Genomic DNA, 19737 nt, shown 5'->3' with positions numbered 1-19737 from the left:
CCCGCTCAAATGAGCGGGCAATGAGGTTGTCATGTAAGCCCTGACTAACGAGCTTACTGATTTTTATCTGTTACGCGTCTAGACTCGCTTTCACTTTAGCGTGTAACTCTTGAACCGAAGTTACTGACGCTTTTGCGTCTGCAGTGTGAGACATACATGTAGCGAACGCTGCGTTCAGTGTCGTTGTGTAGTTCACTTTCTCTGCCAGTGCGCCGCGACGTAGAACTTTCGAATCTTCAATCGCTTGACGACCAGCAGCCGTGTTTACGATGTAGGTGTATTCGTTGTTCTTGATACGGTCAAGAATGTGTGGACGACCTTCGTGTACTTTGTTTACCAAACGTGGGTTGATACCCGCTTCGCCCAGAATCACAGCAGTACCATGTGTCGCATCCAGCTGGTAACCCAGTTTCACTAACTTAGAGGCCAGGTCAACAACACGCTCTTTATCGCCTTCACGTACTGACAGTAGCGCACGACCACCTTCAGGGTAAACCGCACCACAACCTAACTCTGCTTTCGCGTAAGCTTCTGCGAATGTTGCGCCAACGCCCATTACTTCACCTGTTGAGCGCATTTCTGGGCCCAATAGCGGGTCAACGCCAGGGAACTTGTTGAACGGCAGAACCACTTCTTTCACTGAGTAGTAAGGAGGGATAATCTCTTTAGTAAAGCCTTGTGACTCTAGAGATTGACCCGCCATTACACGTGCAGCGATTTTCGCTAGAGGTGCACCTGTCGCTTTCGATACGAATGGAACCGTACGAGCAGCACGAGGGTTCACTTCGATTAGGTAAACATCGTTGTCTTTCACAGCAAACTGCGTGTTCATCAAACCGCGTACACCGAGTTCGAACGCCAGCTTCTCAACTTGCTCACGCATCTTGTCTTGAATTTCCTGACTTAGCGTATATGCAGGCAGTGAACATGCAGAGTCACCAGAGTGAACACCGGCTTGTTCGATGTGTTCCATGATACCGCCGATAACGACGCGTTCACCGTCACAGATAGCATCAATATCAACTTCGGTTGCATCATCCAAGAAACGGTCTAGTAGAACTGGAGACTCGTTCGATACGCTTACTGCTTCATTGAAGTAGCGACGCAGGTCTTGCTCGTCGTATACGATTTCCATCGCACGACCACCGAGTACATAAGATGGACGAACAACTAATGGGAAGCCAATTTCTTTCGACTTCTCAACCGCTTGCTCCATCGTTGTTACTGTCGCGTTTTCTGGCTGAAGTAGACCTAAACGGTCAACAGCGGCTTGGAAGCGTTCACGGTCTTCCGCACGGTCTATAGCATCTGGGCTCGTACCAATGATTGGAACACCAGCCGCTTCTAGAGCACGAGCCAGTTTAAGTGGCGTTTGACCACCGTACTGAACAATTACACCTTTTGGTTTTTCAACGCGAGCGATAGACAGTACATCTTCCAGAGTTACTGGTTCGAAGTACAGACGATCAGACGTATCGTAGTCAGTAGATACCGTTTCTGGGTTACAGTTAACCATAATGGTTTCGTAACCGTCTTCACGCAGCGCAAGTGATGCGTGTACACAACAGTAGTCGAATTCAATGCCTTGGCCGATACGGTTTGGACCACCACCAAGAACCATGATCTTGTCTTTGTCTGTTGGGTTGGCTTCACACTCTTCATCGTAAGATGAGTACATGTAAGCCGTGTCAGAAGAAAACTCTGCGGCACACGTATCCACACGTTTGTAAACCGGGTGAATATCAAACTGCTCACGAGCACGGCGAATTTCACTTTCAGCGACACCAAGCAGTTTAGACAAGCGCGCATCAGAGAAGCCTTTACGTTTCATCTGGCGAAGCACTTCTTTGGTTAAACCTGCGTAGCCGCCCGCCTTGACTTGCTCTTCGAGTTTTACGATTTCTTCGATTTGAACCAGGAACCAACGGTCAATTTGAGTCAAGTTGAACACGCCGTCAACTGACATGCCAGCTCGGAATGCATCGGCGATGTACCAGATACGCTCAGCGCCTGCTTCTTTAAGTTCGTGACGAATCTTAGTCAGTGCATCTGGTGCTTCTAAATCGACCATCTCGTCAAAACCAGTTGCGCCAACTTCTAGGCCACGAAGTGCTTTGTGAAGAGATTCTTGTTGGTTACGACCAATTGCCATTACCTCACCAACCGATTTCATCTGAGTAGTCAGACGGTCATTTGCGCCAGCAAATTTCTCGAAGTTAAAGCGAGGAATCTTAGTTACGACGTAGTCGATAGTTGGCTCGAATGATGCTGGTGTTGCACCGCCCGTGATGTCGTTTTGTAGTTCGTCCAGAGTAAAGCCAACAGCAAGCTTCGCGGCAATCTTAGCGATTGGGAAACCTGTTGCTTTTGACGCTAACGCAGAAGAGCGAGATACACGTGGGTTCATCTCGATGATAACCATACGGCCATCTTTCGGGTTGATACCAAACTGTACGTTTGAACCACCTGTTTCAACACCAATTTCACGTAGAACGGCTAGCGATGCATTACGCATTAGCTGGTATTCTTTGTCAGTCAGTGTCTGTGCTGGTGCTACTGTGATTGAGTCACCCGTGTGGATACCCATTGGATCAAAGTTTTCGATTGAACATACGATGATACAGTTGTCCGCTTTGTCACGAACGACTTCCATTTCGTACTCTTTCCAACCGATTAGTGACTCATCGATAAGAAGTTCGTTGGTCGGAGATAAGTCCAGACCGCGACGACAGATTTCTTCGAACTCTTCTTTGTTGTACGCGATACCACCACCAGTGCCACCCATGGTGAACGATGGACGGATGATACAAGGGAAGCCAACCATATCTAAAACTTTGTAAGCTTCTTCCATGCTCTTCGCTGTATCTGCGCGAGGACACTCAAGGCCGATAGACTTCATCGCTTTATCAAAACGAGAACGGTCTTCCGCTTTGTCGATTGCATCTGCAGTTGCGCCGATCATCTCTACGCCGAATTCTTCTAGTACGCCGTGTTTCTCTAAGTCTAACGCACAGTTAAGCGCAGTCTGGCCACCCATGGTTGGCAAAACTGCATCTGGACGCTCTTTTTCAATGATCTTGCGTACCACTTCCCATTGGATTGGCTCGATGTAAGTCGCATCAGCCATCTCTGGGTCAGTCATGATCGTTGCTGGGTTCGAGTTAACCAGAATAACTCGGTAGCCTTCTTCACGAAGTGCTTTACAGGCTTGTGCGCCAGAGTAGTCAAACTCACATGCCTGACCGATAACAATCGGACCAGCACCAAGAATTAGAATACTTTGAATGTCAGTACGTTTTGGCATTATCTACTACTCCGAATTAAGCGCTGTGTTTTTTGATTAGTTCGATAAAGTGGTCAAATAGCGGTGCCGCGTCATGTGGACCTGGGCTCGCTTCTGGGTGACCTTGGAAGCTAAATGCTGGCTTGTCTGTGCGGTGAATACCTTGCAAAGAGCCATCAAATAGCGATACGTGAGTAGCACGTAAGTTTTCCGGTAATGTTGCTTCATCTGCCGCAAAGCCGTGGTTTTGCGAAGTGATCATCACAACGTTACGCTCTAAATCTTTTACTGGGTGGTTTGCACCGTGGTGACCAAACTTCATTTTCACGGTTTGTGCACCTGACGCTAACGCAAGGATTTGGTGACCTAAACAGATACCGAAGATAGGTAAGCCTTTTTCTAGGAACACTTTTGTCGCTTCAATCGCGTAAGTACATGGTTCTGGATCACCAGGGCCATTTGATAGGAAAACACCGTCCGGGTTCATCGCAAGCACTTCTTCCGCTGACGTTTCAGCAGGAACAACCGTTAAGCGGCAACCGCGGTCAACCAACATTCGCAAGATGTTGCGTTTTGCGCCGAAGTCGTAAGCAACGACGTGGTATGGCAGCTCGCTGTCATCTTTCGCCTCTGGAAGTCCACCTTCAAGCGTCCACGAACCTTGTTTCCATTGATACGCTTCTTTCGTTGTAACTTCTTTCGCAAGGTCCATTCCTTTTAAGCCTGGGAATTCTTTTGCTTTCGCTAGAGCCAAAGCTTCATCTAGGTTATTACCCGCAACAATACAACCGTTTTGAGCACCTTTTTCACGCAAGATACGAGTGAGCTTTCGCGTATCAATATCAGCGATGCCAACGATATTTTGAGACTTAAGGTAATCAGAGAGGGATTGTTCATTACGGAAGTTAGAAGCGATAAGAGGAAGATCGCGAATCACAAGGCCTTGTGCATGAATGGAAGAGGATTCTTCATCTTCGGAAGTGGTTCCGGTATTGCCAATGTGAGGATAAGTAAGGGTGACGATTTGCTGAGAATAGGAAGGATCAGTGAGGATTTCTTGATACCCCGTCATCGAGGTATTAAAAACGACTTCACCAACGGAAATACCATCTGCCCCTATGGACACTCCGTGGAACACTGTCCCATCTTCTAGGACTAACAGTGCTAATTTACCCAAGACAACCTCCAGAATAAAAATGCAAAAAAAATAAATCAAACTGCAAACATGCCTTCCTTTACCTATAAAATCTACATAAATAGGTATTTCAGACAAATTGGCGGTATTCTAAAGTTGGACTGGAAACCTGTCAACCTACAATCAAAAATAAATTATCAATTTCTAGCGAGTAAGGTCATTTCGAATCAGTAAGGCTCAAAAAGACAACTTTTGAATGCTATTACATAGGGAGGGATAGAGGTTTAATGAATTTTACAAATTTGAACTTTTTAGGGATCACAAAAAATTATGAATTTTTAACGCAAACGTTCACCAAGACAAAAACAGGAACACTTTTAACGCTTACACTCAAAAACAAAGCCAAAACAGACAAAAACATAACAAAAGTAAGTGCTAAAATCTTCTCTATCAGAATCATTTTATTTACAAATAATTCTATAGATATAAAAAAGCCGGCTAGCGCCGGCGAATAATTATGTATTTAGAGTTCATTCAATCCCAAAACATCTGTCATGGTATAAAAGCCCGCAGGTTTAGCACTCAACCAAACGGCAGCCTTTACGGCCCCATTAGCAAACGTCATGCGATCAGTCGCTTTGTGCGTTATTTCCACTCGTTCCCCGATATCAGCAAACATAGCTGTATGCTCACCGACGATATCGCCAGCGCGAATCGTAGCAAAGCCGATCTCATCTTTTGTTCGTTCACCAGTAATGCCTTCTCGGGCATAGACAGCTACATCATTCAGCTTATTACCCATCGCACCAGCAATAGCTTCTCCCATTCCGATAGCGGTACCAGAGGGGGCATCAACTTTATGGCGATGGTGTGCTTCAACAATCTCGATATCACAGTAATCCCCCATAACTTTGGCCGCTTTCTCAAGAAGCTTAAAGACAAGGTTTACGCCTACAGAATAATTTGGCGCCATCACAACAGGCACTTGCTTGGCTGCTTCATCGATAAGATCACGCTCTGCATCGCTGAAGCCAGTCGTCCCAATCACAATGCTCTTGCCGTATTTCTTACACAACTCGAGATTCGCTAATGTGCTTACTGGAGCGGTGAAATCTATGATTACATCAAAATTATCGACGTCTTTAGCAAGATCATCCGTTAAGAGCACATCGAATTTACCTTCACCACAAAGCTCACCGATATCGACGCCGACAAGTGAAGACTCAGGTCGTTCTGATCCCGCGCTCACTGTCGCTTCAGGATTAAGGTGTGAAGCTTTAACCAAATTGCGGCCCATTCGGCCAGCTGCTCCTGCGATTGCAATACGAACCATTGCGCTTTCTCTCCTTCTCTGGATAACGAGGTTTGCTCTCGTTCTCTCGTTTTGCTTAATCTGTTTAAACTAACAACATACTATGGTTACCACAAGCAAGTTCATCGAGCTTAAGCAAACTCTTTTACAACACGCTCCAAGATAGGTACGTTCGCTTCAGGAAAGGTGTAGTCGCCCAATTCGCTGATCTCAACCCAGCATCCTTCTTGACCTTCTCGACCGTAAGGCTCATTACTGAATTGAGATACTGTAATAAAATCAAACTTGAGTGATTTGTCTGGATAGTCGTATTCCAAGTGTTCAAAAGGGGCTTGCTCAATAACTTCGATTCCCACTTCTTCTTCGAGTTCTCTTGTAATAGCAAGCTCAATACTTTCTCCCGGCTCGACTTTGCCACCCGGAAACTCCCAAAACCCGCCTTTGTGCTTATCATCAGGACGCTTTGTAATAAAGATCTTTGATTTGTCTTGGTTAAAAATAATTGCCGCGACTATGTGAATTCTTTTCATGGGGATTCCTAACTCTCAAGACCGTTGTACTTTTCTATTGTGACAACGAGCTTCTACATCTCAAAAACTTGCTGACCTATCAAACTTATGGAATTTGATAGCCAAAGAATTTATTTAAAAAAAGAGTCGCCTAAGCGACTCTTTGATAAATAATCCGACTAACAGATTAGTCGATTTTGCCGTGGCACTGTTTGTACTTCTTGCCACTGCCACAAGGGCAAGGTTCATTACGACCTACTTTACGTTCATCACGTACCATTGGTTGATTTGAACCTTCTTCAGATTCTTCGCCTTCAGAAAGCGGATTTTGTGCTGCAGCGTGTTGCGCTTGTGCACGACGAGCGGCTTCTTCAGCTTGCGCACGACGCTGTTCTTCCATACGTTCAACTTCTTCTTGTTGCTGAACGCGAACACGAGATAGAACAGTAATAACGTCTGTTTTCAGCGCTTCTAGTAGACCCTCAAACAGTTCAAACGACTCACGTTTGTATTCTTGTTTTGGGTTCTTCTGTGCGTAACCGCGTAAATGGATACCTTGACGCAAGTGATCCATCGCAGCCAAATGCTCTTTCCAAAGCGTATCCAGAGTCTGAAGCATGACCGATTTTTCGAAGTTGCGAAGCACTTGTGCACCCACCACTTCCTCTTTCTCTTTGTACACTTCAACGGCTAGGTTGATGATCTTTTCACGTAATGCTTCTTCGTAAAGCTTGTCGTCTTCTTCAAGCCATTGCTTCACTGGCGCATCAAGATCGAAGTCCGCTTTCAAGCGCTCTTGTAGACCTTCAACATCCCACATATCTTCTAGTGACTGTGGTGGAATGTACTCATCAATAACCGCTGTTAGCACATCTTCACGGTTTTGCTCGATCATGCCGCTGATGTCTTCAACGTTCATTAACTCGTCACGCAGTTCGTAGACAACCTTACGTTGATCGTTCGCTACATCATCGTATTCAAGCAGCTGCTTACGGATATCAAAGTTACGACCTTCCACTTTACGCTGTGCTTTTTCAATTGAGCGAGAAAGCATTTTCGATTCAATAGCTTCACCTTCTTCCATACCACTTTGAATAAGGCTCGCCATACGATCAGAAGTGAAAATACGTAGCAAAGAGTCTTCCATAGATAGGTAGAAGCGCGATGAACCCGCATCACCTTGACGACCGGAACGACCACGTAGCTGGTTATCAATACGGCGAGATTCGTGGCGCTCAGTACCGATGATATGTAGACCACCAGCTTCTAGCACTTGGTCATGCACCACTTTCCACTCTGCTTTAATCGCATCGATTTGCTCTTGAGTTGGGTTCTCTAAAGCTTCAACTTTTGATTGCCAGCTACCGCCAAGCACAATGTCCGTACCACGACCGGCCATGTTGGTCGCGATAGTTACCGCACCAGGCATGCCCGCTTCAGCAACAATTTCCGCTTCTTTCTCATGGAATTTCGCGTTCAATACGTTGTGTTTGATCTTAGCCTTCTTCAATGCGTTAGAAAGAAGTTCTGACTTTTCAATCGACACAGTACCAACAAGCGTTGGCTGCCCTTTGGCAACACGCTCTTTAATATCTTCAATGATTGCCGCAAACTTCTCTGCTTCAGTACGGTAAACCACATCTGGCATATCGTTACGAATCATCGGCTTGTTGGTTGGGATAACCACCGTTTCCAAACCATAGATAGACTGGAATTCGAACGCTTCAGTATCCGCTGTACCTGTCATACCTGACAGTTTTTCGTATAAACGGAAGTAGTTCTGGAAGGTAATAGAAGCCAAAGTTTGGTTTTCGTTTTGGATCTTAACGCCTTCTTTCGCTTCTACTGCTTGATGAAGACCTTCAGACCAACGACGACCTGGCATTGTACGACCAGTGTGTTCATCAACGATGACCACTTCACCTTCATCAGTAACAATGTAATCAACGTTACGCTCGAATAACACATGAGCACGCAAAGCAGCATTCACGTGATGCAACATGCTGATGTTAGCCGGAGAGTAAAGTGTATCACCTTCCTCCATCAGACCGTTTTTCACCAACAGTTCTTCAACGTATTCTTGACCTGTTTCTGTTAGGTATACTTGCTTTGATTTTTCATCAACAGTGTAGTGACCATCACCACGGTATTCTTCAGAGTCTTCTTTATCTTGCTTTTTCAGATGCGGGATCAAAAGGTTGATTCGAGTGTATAGCTCAGAGCTATCTTCAGCAGGACCAGAAATGATCAAAGGAGTACGAGCTTCATCAATTAGGATTGAGTCCACCTCATCGACAACAGCAAAGAAGCGATCACGCTGTACACGGTCTTCGCTACGGAAAGCCATATTGTCACGAAGGTAGTCAAAACCAAATTCATTGTTGGTTCCGTATAGAATGTCAGCTTGGTACGCTTCTTTTTTCTCTTGAGGAGGCATGTTTGGCACGTTTACGCCAACGGTCATACCTAAAAATTCAAATAGAGGGCGGTTCGTCTCAGCATCACGTTTAGCTAGATAATCGTTCACTGTTACGATGTGAACGCCTTTACCAGCAAGAGCATTTAAGTAAGCTGGAAGCGTTGCAGTCAGCGTTTTACCTTCACCTGTACGCATCTCCGCAATTTGACCCGCATTTAGAACCATACCACCGATAAGCTGAACGTCGAAGTGACGCATGCCGTAGACACGCTTAGATGCTTCACGAACCGTAGCAAAAGCTTCAGGAAGTAGTTTATCAAGAGTTTCACCTTTCTCTAGGCGCTCACGGAACTCAACCGTCTTTGCTTTTAACTCTTCATCACTTAGAGCTTCGAATGTTGGCTCGTAGTTATTAATTTCTTTTACAATTTTTCTAAGGCGGCGCAGTGTTCGGTCGTTGCGACTGCCAATCACTTTTGTCAGTAGCTTAGTTATCATTTTTCGTGAATCTCTCTTTAATCAGACCGTTCCCGATCTACTCATAATGCCTTCAGTCTCTGCCAGTTTGGAACTAAGAATACTGAGATAAATCATTTATCAAAGATATTGAGTTCAAACATCCATATTTCAAGGCTAAGTTTCGAAACAATGTGGCTTAGTGTAAGGATTTTTCATCGATACAACCATAAATAGACGTATTTGTTTGAAGCACTCTGAAGTTTTTACTTAAAGTGGTGACTGATTAGACGATATTGCATACCACAATATGTGTAATCTATTCAGAGTAGACTTTGCTTTTTACCTTGCTACATTGTAAAACTGAAGCGAAAGACGTTAATGTAAACTATACCTTGATAGAAAGCTGCTCTAGAATAGCTGATATCTCAACAAAATTAGATTTTACCTATGCGTGATCACCGTCCAACCTCGACTGAAGATGTTATTGCTGAGTCACAGTTCAAGCAGATTCAAGAACATGCTGGAGAAATCTTACAGCTTAACCAAGCTTTGCAAGAGATCTTACCCAAAGGGACGGCCGATCATTGCCGGGTGGCGAATGTTCGTAACGGCCACCTATTGATCGATGTTTCTAGTGCCGCGATCAAAATGAAGATCGATTACGATCGCCTCATGATCCTAAATAAACTTCGTACTCAAGGCTTTGCCAAACTGATGAGCGTTGAAGTGAGGATCAATCCATCATTATACCGAAATCGTTTCGAACAAGACGACAGACCTAAACGTCCACCATTAACAGAATCTGCAGCAAAGTCATTGATGACGATTGCCGACATGGCACCGCCTAAAATTCAAGAGCGTTTAAAGCGATTGGCCGATATGGCAGAAAAGAAAGACCGTAAGTGATCGTTATTTCAATATGCTGAAAAGCTCGAATGCTATTAATAAGCCCAAGATTAAAGCCAAATAGCAAAAAACCAGGCATAAGCCTGGTTTTTATTAATTTTAATGCCGAGTATTTACGCAAGCACCATATTTGGTTCAGCGAATGCTACTGGTGAGCCGACTTCTTCTTCGAATGTAGTCCACTCCCACGCTTCCTGATCAGCAAGAACTGCTCGCAGAAGTTGGTTGTTCAAACCGTGACCCGATTTAAAGGCGCGAAATTCACCGATGATTGGGTGACCACACATGTAAAGATCACCAATCGCATCCAACACTTTGTGAGTCACAAACTCATTTTCAAAGCGTAGACCTTCTTCGTTAAGAATACGGTAATCATCCAATACGATAGCATTGTCGAAACTACCACCCAATACTAGGTTTTGAGATTGTAGATATTCGATATCACGCATAAAGCCAAACGTACGTGCACGAGAAATTTCACGAACGAAGCCTTTTGAAGAGAAATCAAACAGCAAGCGCTGTTCGTCTGACTCAATAGCAGGGTGATTAAATTCAATTTCGAAGTCCATGCGGAAGCCGTTAAATGGTACAAACTCTGCCCATTTATCGCCATCTTCAAAACGAACTGGCTTTTTAATACGGATGAAACGTTTTGGCGCATTTTGCGTTTCGATACCTGCTTGTTGTAGCAAGTATACAAATGGGCTAGCACTACCATCCATAATTGGAATTTCAGGTGCGTCTACTTCGACAATAATGTTGTCGATGCCCATACCAGCAAGTGCCGCATTCAAGTGTTCTACAGTTGAAATACGCACACCTTCGTCGTTTACCAATGCAGTACATAGCATGGTGTCACGAACAGAAGCTGGATCAGCTGGAAAATCTACAGGTGGGTTTATATCTGTACGACGGTAAATGATACCTGTATTTGCAGCAGCCGGGCGCAGAGTAAGCGTGACTTTACGACCAGAGTGGAGGCCCACACCAGTTGTTTTCACTATTTCTTTCAGAGTACGTTGTCTGATCATCTGCTTGCCTCTCAAAAATTTGCTACAAAACACGGCCGTCTGTAACGTCGACCGTGAATGCTACCATAATTTTGAGCCATGTCAAATTTATGGATTAAAGATTAATCAGCCTGACGACGCAAAAATGCCGGGATATCTAAATAACCACTTTCCTTCTCTTGCTTCGGAGCCGCAGAGCTTTGGCTCGACGATGCTGGAGAAGAAGAAACTGTATTTGTCGGCTGAGGAGTTACCTGTGGCTTCTCTTGCACTTGATTATTTTGCAAGGTTTGTGCCGGTTTCTCTTCAGCTTGCGTTGCCGCCGCTTGCTGTTGTGGTTGAGCCTGCGGCGTCGGAGCCACTTTCGCTTTACCACCCGCAACTAGCGTAATATCTGGCTTTTTCTCATTGCCAATACCTGTCGCTACAACTGTTACGCGGATTTCATCAGTCATATCTGGATCTAGAGAAGTACCGATAACAACAGTTGCATTGTCAGAAGCAAATGCTTTCACTGTATTACCAACCGTCTCAAACTCGTCAAGACGCATATCCAGACCTGCAGTAATATTGACAAGAACACCACGAGCGCCCGCTAGATCGATGTCTTCCAAAAGTGGGCTAGAAATTGCCATTTCAGCCGCTTCTTCAGCACGATCTTCGCCTTTAGCAATACCGCTGCCCATCATCGCGTGACCCATTTCAGACATTACTGTCCTTACGTCCGCAAAGTCGACGTTGATCATACCAGGGCGAGTAATTAGCTCTGCAATGCCTTGAACTGCGTTCTTAAGAACGTCGTTCGCACTTGCAAAAGCTTCTAGTAGCGTGACACCACGGCCAAGTACTTTAAGCAGCTTTTCGTTTGGAATCGTAATCAAAGAGTCAACGTGCTTAGACAGCTCATCGATACCTTGCTCAGCGAACGCCAAACGCTTTTTGCCTTCAAAGCTGAACGGTTTTGTCACGACCGCGACAGTTAGAATGCCAAGCTCTTTAGCTACTTCAGCAATAACAGGTGCTGCACCAGTACCTGTACCGCCACCCATACCAGCTGCGATAAACACCATATCGGCGCCAGTTAGGGAATCTTTAATTCTATCTCTGTCTTCGAGAGCTGCGTCACGGCCAACCTGTGGATTAGCACCTGCACCCAGACCTTTGGTGATATCGCCACCGATCTGAATAACATTGCCAACGCTTGTCTTACGAAGTGCTTGCGCATCAGTGTTGACGCTGATGAATTCCACACCTTCGATGGATTCACGCACCATGTGTTCAACGGCGTTACCACCGCCGCCACCAACCCCAACGACCTTGATTACTGCATCGTCAGACATTTCCATCATCGGTTCAAACATGTGTTGTCTCCGTTTATCCTGCAACTCAGGTTAAAACTCTTTTTGTATCCAGTTACGCAATTTATCGAAAAAGCCAGTAACAGATGAGCGTTTAGGTTCATTATAATCGCTATCGTCGCTAGACTGCATGTCTCTTGCGTAATGAAGTAATCCAACTGCCGTAGAATGGTACGGCTCTTTTACATAGTCAGTTAATCCGCTGACTTCGAGCGGTTTGCCGACCCTTACTTGATTGCGGAATACGCGTTCCGCACATTCTATCACTCCGTCCATTTGCGCAGCACCGCCGGTGAGTACAACTCCCGCAGCTAGATGGTGCTTTATACCCTCTTCGCGCAATTTCGCTTGTACAGAGTCAATAGTTTGGTTAACCAGTCCCATAAGCTCAGAGTAGCGTGGCTCAATCACTTCTGACAACGTTTGACGTTGCAGACTACGTGATGGTCGCCCACCTACGCTTGGTACATTAACCGTGTCATCCTTACTGACCAGTTCACTCAAAGCACAGCCATATTTGACTTTTATTTCTTCAGCATCGCTCACTGGCGTACCAAAAGCAAAAGCAATATCGCTGGTTACAGCATTTCCTGCGTACGAAAATACTTCTGTGTGACGTAACGCACCGCCAGTCCAGATGGCCACATCCATCGTGCCGGCGCCAATATCCACCACACAAACTCCAAGCTCTCTTTCATCCTCGGTGATTACTGCATTACTTGCAGCAAGCCCAGAAAATACGAGTTGCTCTACTTTAAGGCCGCATCGTTCTACCGCCTTAATAATATTGCGTGCCATGTCATTATGGCATGAGATAAGGTGGACACTTACTTCCATTCTTACCCCAGATAAACCAAGCGGATTTTTGATTCCCTCTTGGTAATCAATGGTGAACTCTTGCGGAATCACATGAAGGATTCGCTGTTCATCACCGATTTTAATCGATTTTGCGGTATGGATAGCGCGATCCATGTCTTCTTGAGACACTTCTTCATCTGAAATCGTGCCCATACCTTTTTCAATTCGGCTTGCGATATGCTTACCAGACAACGAAATGAAGACTCGGCTGATCTGGCACTCGGCCATCAATTCAGCTTGATCAATTGCACGTTGTACTGATTTTACAACCGACTCCAAGTCATTCACGCCACCTTTATCCATGCCACGTGAAGGGCTACTACCTGCGCCAATAATATTAATTTGACCGTCTGGCAGAACCTCACCCACTAGAGCCGATACGGTTGCAGTGCCTATATCAAGACCAACAATAATGTTGTCATCAGCGGCCTTAGTCATCTGTACTCTCTTCTAACTCTTGTTCAGGAAACCAACCAACTGCGGCTCCTGTATCGTACCTAAGATCGATATAACTGATTCTTTGCGTGTCACTGCCAAGCTTGTTATAGAGCTTAAAAAATCGCTCTATACGCTCAAGAAGAGACTCTTTACCGAGCTCTAATCGAATACCGTTATCAAGGATGATTTGCCAAGCTCGTCGCTCGTTTAATACCAGAGACGATATCGCTAAACCCAATTGCTGAAACTTAGGACTCAAATCACGGTAAGTCTGTAAGACTTCTGGTCCGCTGTCTTTGGGTCCGTACAGTTTCACTTTTTCTTCTTGTAACAGAGCCACATCGCCATCAAAAACAAACCCGTTTTTATCTAACAGTTCGTTGCCATTCCAAATGGCTTCAGGTTGATGCTCTGTCAAAAAAACTTTTACTGTATCCGGCCACTGCTTTCGGATTGCGGCATGCGCCACCCATGGCAGAGCTTCGACACTTTGCTGTAATACATCAATATCCTGAGACATAAATGTACCGATGTGATCTATTCGACTAAATGCAGCCTGCACATCGTCAGCTTGGACATACTCCAGTTTTCCCTGAAGTACTATTTTGGAGAGAGGTAACCTTTGGTCATCCCACATCCAACTGATCGCCGAGTACAAAACAGAACTAATTAAGGTCACAACCACAACGAAAAATAACGCACCCAAGATTTTCTCTTGGCGACCACGGTTATTATCCGTGTTTGGTCGCTCGTCATTCAGTGCAATATTCAACAACGTCTTCGTTTCCTGACTTTTGTCGTGTACTTTTTACCCACATAATTACGCAGAGGTAAAAGTCTTGACTTTAACCTTGGGATTATACTGAGCTCTTGTAAACTATCAAACACTGATAGCAATAAATCACAATGATATTGACGCAAAATCGAGATCTGAGTCTTTATCTGTCCTTCGCGCCAACAATCTATGTTAACCAAGCATCTTGTTTATATTTAATTCAAGACCTGCCAGTTGTTTCGCCACTTTACCAACATCACCCGCACCTTGCGTTAAGATTAGGTCGCCGTCTTGTATAACGTTAGCTAAAACTGAAGGTAATTGCTCGATTTCTGGAACAAAAATCGGATCTACCTTACCTCGGCTGCGAATTGTGCGACACAATGAACGTCCATCAGCTCCTGCAATTGGCTTTTCACCTGCGGCATAAACATCCAACATGATTAATACATCAACTTGCTCTAGAACATTCGCAAAGTCATCGTATAGATCACGAGTACGGCTATAACGGTGTGGTTGGAAAATCATAACGAGACGTTTATCTTGCCAACCGCTTCGCGCAGCATTAATGGTCACATCAACTTCTGTTGGGTGATGTCCGTAATCATCCACTAACATGGCATGACCATTACCGGTATCAAACTCGCCAAGGTGATCAAAACGTCGTCCCGTGCCTTGCGTTCCGGCCATTGCTTTTAGAATTGCATCGTCTTCAATGTCATCTTCGGTAGCCACTGCAATCGCAGCCGACGCATTAAGTGCATTGTGACGACCTGGAATGTTCAGAGTGATATCTAGGTTGGCACGCCCTTTACGTACTACCGTAAATTTGCCTTGCTGACCTTCTTGACGATAGTTTTCAATGCGTACGTCAGCATCTGCGGAGAAACCGTAAGTAATCACTTGACGACTAATACGTGGGATTAACTCTCGAACCACAGGATCATCAATACAAACAATAGCTTGGCCGTAGAACGGTAGATTGTGTAGAAAATCAATGAAGGTTTGCTTTAACGTTTCAAAGTCACCCCCATAAGTATCCATATGATCGGCTTCAATATTAGTGACGATACTTACCATTGGTTGCAGGTGCAGGAATGACGCGTCGCTCTCATCCGCCTCAGCAATTAGAATACGACTCGAGCCTAAACGAGCATTTGTACCTGCGCTTTTCACCAAGCCGCCGTTTACAAACGTTGGATCAAGACCGGCTTCAGAATAAATTTGTGTCACGAGCGCCGTCGTCGTCGTTTTACCGTGCGTGCCCGCAACGGCAATACCATGACGGAAGCGCATCAATTCAGCCAACATCTCTGCGCGGCGTACGATTGGGATACGTAACTCACGTGCCGCCATCACTTCTGGGTTTTCTTCGTTGATCGCCGTTGACACAACAACCACACTGGCTTTTTCTACATTGCTCGCTTGATGGCCGATAAATACGGTTGCACCTTTTGATACCAAACGCTCTGTCACTGGGTTCTCTGATAGGTCAGAACCTGTGATTTGGTAGCCTTCGTTCAACAGCACTTCTGCAATGCCGCTCATGCCCGCACCACCAATACCGATGAAGTGGATGGATTTCACGCGGCGCATCTCTGGCACCATGGCGCGAATCTGAGCTAAGTCTTGTGTATGTTGGATTGTCATCAATTCTATTCTCAATAATTCGTTAACGCTTTTCGGTCAAAGCGACAATGGCTTGTGCGACAACTCGGTCGGCATTCAATTTAGCAGCGCCACGCGCTTGCTCAGCCATCGTAAGTAAAGCTTGGCGATCCAATTGTTGGATCTGCTGAGTCAGAGACTCAACGGTTAAATCTGGTTGTTCAATCATTTTCGCTGCGCCGCATTCTACTAGATGATCTGCATTCAGTGCTTGTTGGCGATCTTTATGCATAAAAGGAATAAAGATCGCACCAACGCCAGCAGCAGAAACTTCAGAAACGGTTAACGCCCCTGAACGACAAACTAAAAGGTCAGCCCATGCATAAGCCTCTGCTACGTCGTCAATGAACTCTGTGACTTCTGCATTTACCACACCATTAGCTTGGTATGCTGCGTTCACTTCTTCGGCGGAACCTTTGCCCGCTTGATGACGAATACAGTAATCACCGCCCAACTTTGCCATCACTTCTGGCAGAGTTTGGTTAAGAATGCGTGCACCTTGGCTACCGCCCATCACCAGAATACGAATTGGGCCTTGGCGATCTTGCATTCGCTCTGCAGGCGCTTCTAATCTTGTTAGGTCTTCACGAACTGGGTTACCGACTACCTCAGCATTAGGGAACGCGCCAGGAAAGGCCTGAAAGACTTTCTTAGCAATTTTTGATAGCCATTGGTTTGTCAAACCCGCAACCGCGTTTTGTTCGTGCAGAACAACAGGAATACCGCTCAACCAAGCCGCAATACCACCGGGACCACTCACATAACCACCCATACCTAACACGGCATCGGGCTTCCAATGCTTCATGTGCGCCCGAGCTTGCATGATGGCATTAATAATTTGAAATGGAGCTGCAAGCAGACGCTTTACGCCTTGACCTCGTAACCCTTTCACTTTGATAAAATCGATTTCAATGCCATGTTTTGGCACCAAATCCGCTTCCATTCGATCCGCCGTGCCTAACCAACGGATCTCCCAGTCTTGCTCTTGCAGCTGTTTTGCTACAGCTAACCCTGGGAATACGTGACCGCCAGTACCACCAGCCATCACCATCAAACGTTTATTTTGTTTCATTAGTTTGTTGTTCTGATTGTTGTTGCTCGCGTTTCAAGCGGCATTCGTAATCGATACGCAGCAATATGGACACTGCGACGGACATAATAATCAGACTGGAACCACCATAACTGATTAGCGGGAGTGTTAAACCTTTGGTTGGTACGATACCGGCTGCAGCACCAACGTTAACCAAGGTCTGGAACGCAAACCAAATACCGATACCGAAAGCCAGATAACCACCAAACATTTCGCCTTCTTCAAACGCACGCTTGCCTATGTAAACCGCTTTTAACACTAAGCTAAAAATCAACATTAAGACCAACACAACGCCAACAAAACCGAGCTCTTCAGCAAGTACGGCAAACACAAAGTCGGTATGCGCTTCCGGTAGATATTCCAGTTTTTGAATTGAATTACCGAGACCTTGACCGAACCATTCACCACGACCAAACGCCATCAAAGACTGAGTCAACTGATAGCCACTACCAAACGGGTCTTCCCACGGGTCAAGGAAGGAGGTTACTCGTCGCATACGGTATGGCTCGACGAGAATCAAACCTACCACAGCGCCGATACCTGCCACCATCAAGGCGAGAAACTGGGTTAGTTTTGCACCTGCGATAAAAAGCATGCCAAACAGCGTGACCAGCATCACGACGACCGTCCCTAAGTCTGGCTGACCAAGTAGTAATACTGCGAAGAAGGCAAACACCATGATTGGCTTCATAAAGCCACCAAAGAACGTTTGTCGTACTTCGTCTTGCTTTCGAACTAAGTAACCAGACATGAAGATAAACAGCGATAGCTTCGCGACTTCCGCTGGCTGAAGGTTAAACAGCCCAAGGGGAATCCAACGAGACGCACCATTAACCGACTTACCCGCCAAGAGCACGATGATCAACAGTGCGAAAGAAGCCCAAAGTAAGTAATGGCTCTTCTTAAACCACTCTTGCAAAGGCACTTGCAAAATAACAGCGGAGGTCCCTAACGCCAGCACGAGAAACGTCGCGTGACGAAACATAAAGTGAAACGGCTGTTCCGTTAATCGAGAGCTGATTGGAAATGATGCAGAGGTTACCATGACTAAACCAGTCAACATCAAACCCAGTGCAATCCACACTAACTGACGATCAAACATCGCCTCTGGGGCTGGATGCTTGAGCCAATTGCCAATACTGCGTTTAACGTTACCTAAACCCACGAAGTGTGTAACCTTTAATTATGCATATTTCTGAGCAAGAGCAGCGAAAGCATCACCTCTTGCCATAAAGTTGTCGAATTGATCAAAGCTAGCACATGCAGGAGACAGCATCACCATATCACCTGGTTTTAACTGCGAAGATACTTGTTGAATCACATCTTCCATAGTGTCGAAACGTATTGCAGATTCATGCAGTGGCATAAATTCATCGCCATCAGCGCCAAAGCAACACAGTTGCAAGTTAAGCGTCGCGAAGATCGGTTTTAATGGCGAGAAGTCAGCACCTTTGCCAACACCACCAACGAGTAAGTAGAGCTTGCCTGTCGATTCCAAACCAGATAGCGCAGCCATAGTGCTGGCAATATTAGTTGCTTTAGAGTCATTCACCCATTTGACGCCTTGATTATCCGCAACCACCTGGCATCGGTGTGTCAGTCCCGTGTAATTTTTAAGTGCATTCAATGCGTTGTGATAGTTTACGTCCGAAGCTTTTAATAGCGCTAAAGCAACCAGAGCATTAGATAAGTTGTGTTTACCAACCAACTTAAGTTCATCACTTGCGACCACTCGTTGACCATGATCGAGCAGCCAAGTGCGATTGCCATCCACCTCGAGACCAAAGTCCTGATTGTCGCTGCCAAATGTCACCAATGGCATCTCTGCATCTGGGAAGGTTTCTTGATCATCACGGTTCACTACCGCAAGAGCAGCGTGGTCAAAAATACGCAACTTAGCTTGTCGATAGTCAGACATGCCTTGATAACGGTCCATATGATCTTCAGAAAGATTCAGAAACGCAGCGGCTTTGAGCTTTAAGCTTGACGTCGTTTCTAACTGGAAGCTTGAGAGTTCAAGCACATATAGGTCTGCGTCATGTTCTAGTAAATCCAAGGCAGGAACGCCGATATTGCCACCAACGCCAACATCCAAACCCGCGGCCTTGGCCATCACGCCTGTGAGATCGGTGACAGTGCTCTTACCGTTTGAGCCCGTAATCGCAATCACTGGTTTCTGCACCGCCCAGGCGAATAACTCAATATCACCAACTACTGTCGTGCCTTTTGCTAATACGGCTTGGATCTCTGGTGTCGCTAGCGCAATACCAGGGTTGGTCACGATAAGATCAGCGTCAGAAAGCCAGTCTGTATTCCAACCACCACTATGCAGTTGAACATCTTCCGGCAAACGCTCTGCACCCGGAGGATTTACGCGAGTATCAATGACTTTGACCACAAGCTGTGGCTGATTTTTTCTTAGGTGTTTAACGACAGAGAGCCCGGTAATACCGAGCCCTACGACGACAACACTATGTATGTTTTGCCAACGTTCCATATTTGATCACACTGTAAATC

At 45.6% G+C, this 19737-nt stretch carries 14 protein-coding genes; 1 reads left to right on the top strand and 13 read right to left on the bottom strand.

The window, feature by feature from the left end:
• Positions 1 to 70: 70 nt before the first annotated feature.
• From carB to secA, 5 genes are all read right to left on the bottom strand, one after another.
• Positions 71 to 3304, bottom strand: a complete 3234-nt coding sequence (gene carB, locus J8Z23_RS02340) for a carbamoyl-phosphate synthase large subunit (protein WP_047009081.1) — start codon at positions 3302 to 3304, stop codon at positions 71 to 73.
• Between the two features lie 16 nt (positions 3305 to 3320).
• Positions 3321 to 4460: a glutamine-hydrolyzing carbamoyl-phosphate synthase small subunit gene (gene carA / locus J8Z23_RS02335; RefSeq protein ID WP_046873990.1), complete on the bottom strand. Its 1140-nt coding sequence runs from the start codon at positions 4458 to 4460 to the stop codon at positions 3321 to 3323.
• 481 nt (positions 4461 to 4941) lie between these two features.
• The gene (gene dapB, locus J8Z23_RS02330) at positions 4942 to 5751 is read right to left on the bottom strand and encodes a 4-hydroxy-tetrahydrodipicolinate reductase (protein ID WP_006742699.1); all 810 of its coding nucleotides are present in this window, start codon (positions 5749 to 5751) and stop codon (positions 4942 to 4944) included.
• A 110-nt stretch (positions 5752 to 5861) separates the two neighbouring features.
• Positions 5862 to 6260 (bottom strand): 8-oxo-dGTP diphosphatase MutT, encoded by a 399-nt coding sequence (gene mutT / locus J8Z23_RS02325; protein ID WP_005396433.1) that lies wholly within the window; start codon positions 6258 to 6260, stop codon positions 5862 to 5864.
• A 166-nt stretch (positions 6261 to 6426) separates the two neighbouring features.
• On the bottom strand, positions 6427 to 9156 hold the full coding sequence (gene secA / locus J8Z23_RS02320; protein WP_005396435.1) for a preprotein translocase subunit SecA: 2730 nt from the start codon (positions 9154 to 9156) through the stop codon (positions 6427 to 6429).
• Between the two features lie 408 nt (positions 9157 to 9564).
• Here secA and J8Z23_RS02315 point away from each other — a divergent pair, with 408 nt between their 5' ends.
• Positions 9565 to 10023, top strand: coding sequence for a DUF721 domain-containing protein (locus J8Z23_RS02315; protein ID WP_005396436.1), 459 nt, complete (start codon positions 9565 to 9567; stop codon positions 10021 to 10023).
• A 113-nt stretch (positions 10024 to 10136) separates the two neighbouring features.
• Here the strand turns inward: J8Z23_RS02315 and lpxC are convergent, their stop codons facing one another.
• From lpxC to murD, 8 genes are all read right to left on the bottom strand, one after another.
• Positions 10137 to 11054 carry a UDP-3-O-acyl-N-acetylglucosamine deacetylase gene (lpxC, locus tag J8Z23_RS02310; RefSeq protein ID WP_434634759.1) on the bottom strand — a complete coding sequence of 306 codons (918 nt, stop codon included), beginning with the start codon at positions 11052 to 11054 and terminating at the stop codon, positions 10137 to 10139.
• 101 nt (positions 11055 to 11155) lie between these two features.
• Positions 11156 to 12394, bottom strand: coding sequence for a cell division protein FtsZ (ftsZ, locus tag J8Z23_RS02305; RefSeq protein ID WP_012842149.1), 1239 nt, complete (start codon positions 12392 to 12394; stop codon positions 11156 to 11158).
• A 30-nt stretch (positions 12395 to 12424) separates the two neighbouring features.
• Positions 12425 to 13687 (bottom strand): cell division protein FtsA, encoded by a 1263-nt coding sequence (gene ftsA / locus J8Z23_RS02300; RefSeq protein WP_012842150.1) that lies wholly within the window; start codon positions 13685 to 13687, stop codon positions 12425 to 12427.
• Positions 13680 to 14462 (bottom strand): cell division protein FtsQ/DivIB, encoded by a 783-nt coding sequence (locus J8Z23_RS02295; RefSeq protein WP_012842151.1) that lies wholly within the window; start codon positions 14460 to 14462, stop codon positions 13680 to 13682. Before J8Z23_RS02295 ends, ftsA begins: the two co-directional genes overlap by 8 nt.
• Before the next feature lie 192 nt (positions 14463 to 14654).
• Positions 14655 to 16112 carry a UDP-N-acetylmuramate--L-alanine ligase gene (gene murC / locus J8Z23_RS02290; protein WP_005396442.1) on the bottom strand — a complete coding sequence of 486 codons (1458 nt, stop codon included), beginning with the start codon at positions 16110 to 16112 and terminating at the stop codon, positions 14655 to 14657.
• A 22-nt stretch (positions 16113 to 16134) separates the two neighbouring features.
• Positions 16135 to 17202 (bottom strand): undecaprenyldiphospho-muramoylpentapeptide beta-N-acetylglucosaminyltransferase, encoded by a 1068-nt coding sequence (gene murG / locus J8Z23_RS02285; protein WP_301659524.1) that lies wholly within the window; start codon positions 17200 to 17202, stop codon positions 16135 to 16137.
• Positions 17189 to 18385, bottom strand: coding sequence for a cell division protein FtsW (ftsW, locus tag J8Z23_RS02280; protein ID WP_005396444.1), 1197 nt, complete (start codon positions 18383 to 18385; stop codon positions 17189 to 17191). The genes murG and ftsW overlap by 14 nt, the downstream gene beginning before the upstream one ends.
• 18 nt (positions 18386 to 18403) lie before the next feature.
• Complete coding sequence (murD, locus tag J8Z23_RS02275; RefSeq protein ID WP_301659523.1) at positions 18404 to 19717, bottom strand: UDP-N-acetylmuramoyl-L-alanine--D-glutamate ligase; 1314 nt, start codon at positions 19715 to 19717, stop codon at positions 18404 to 18406.
• Between the last annotated feature and the right edge of the window lie 20 nt (positions 19718 to 19737).

This window comes from Vibrio sp. SCSIO 43086, assembly GCF_051132235.1.
GTDB classification, from domain to species: Bacteria; Pseudomonadota; Gammaproteobacteria; order Enterobacterales; family Vibrionaceae; genus Vibrio; species Vibrio diabolicus.
This window is presented reverse-complemented; position numbering and strand designations above follow the sequence as displayed.

Coding starts and splice junctions, on each gene's coding strand:
- carB (WP_047009081.1), bottom strand. CDS start 3,304: ATGCCAAAACGTACTGACATTCAAAGTATTCTAATTCTTGGTGCTGGT.
- dapB (WP_006742699.1), bottom strand. CDS start 5,751: ATGGTTCGTATTGCAATCGCAGGAGCAGCTGGCCGAATGGGCCGCAAT.
- mutT (WP_005396433.1), bottom strand. CDS start 6,260: ATGAAAAGAATTCACATAGTCGCGGCAATTATTTTTAACCAAGACAAA.
- secA (WP_005396435.1), bottom strand. CDS start 9,156: ATGATAACTAAGCTACTGACAAAAGTGATTGGCAGTCGCAACGACCGA.
- J8Z23_RS02315 (WP_005396436.1), top strand. CDS start 9,565: ATGCGTGATCACCGTCCAACCTCGACTGAAGATGTTATTGCTGAGTCA.
- lpxC (WP_434634759.1), bottom strand. CDS start 11,054: ATGATCAGACAACGTACTCTGAAAGAAATAGTGAAAACAACTGGTGTG.
- ftsZ (WP_012842149.1), bottom strand. CDS start 12,394: ATGTTTGAACCGATGATGGAAATGTCTGACGATGCAGTAATCAAGGTC.
- ftsA (WP_012842150.1), bottom strand. CDS start 13,687: ATGACTAAGGCCGCTGATGACAACATTATTGTTGGTCTTGATATAGGC.
- murC (WP_005396442.1), bottom strand. CDS start 16,112: ATGACAATCCAACATACACAAGACTTAGCTCAGATTCGCGCCATGGTG.
- murG (WP_301659524.1), bottom strand. CDS start 17,202: ATGAAACAAAATAAACGTTTGATGGTGATGGCTGGTGGTACTGGCGGT.
- murD (WP_301659523.1), bottom strand. CDS start 19,717: ATGGAACGTTGGCAAAACATACATAGTGTTGTCGTCGTAGGGCTCGGT.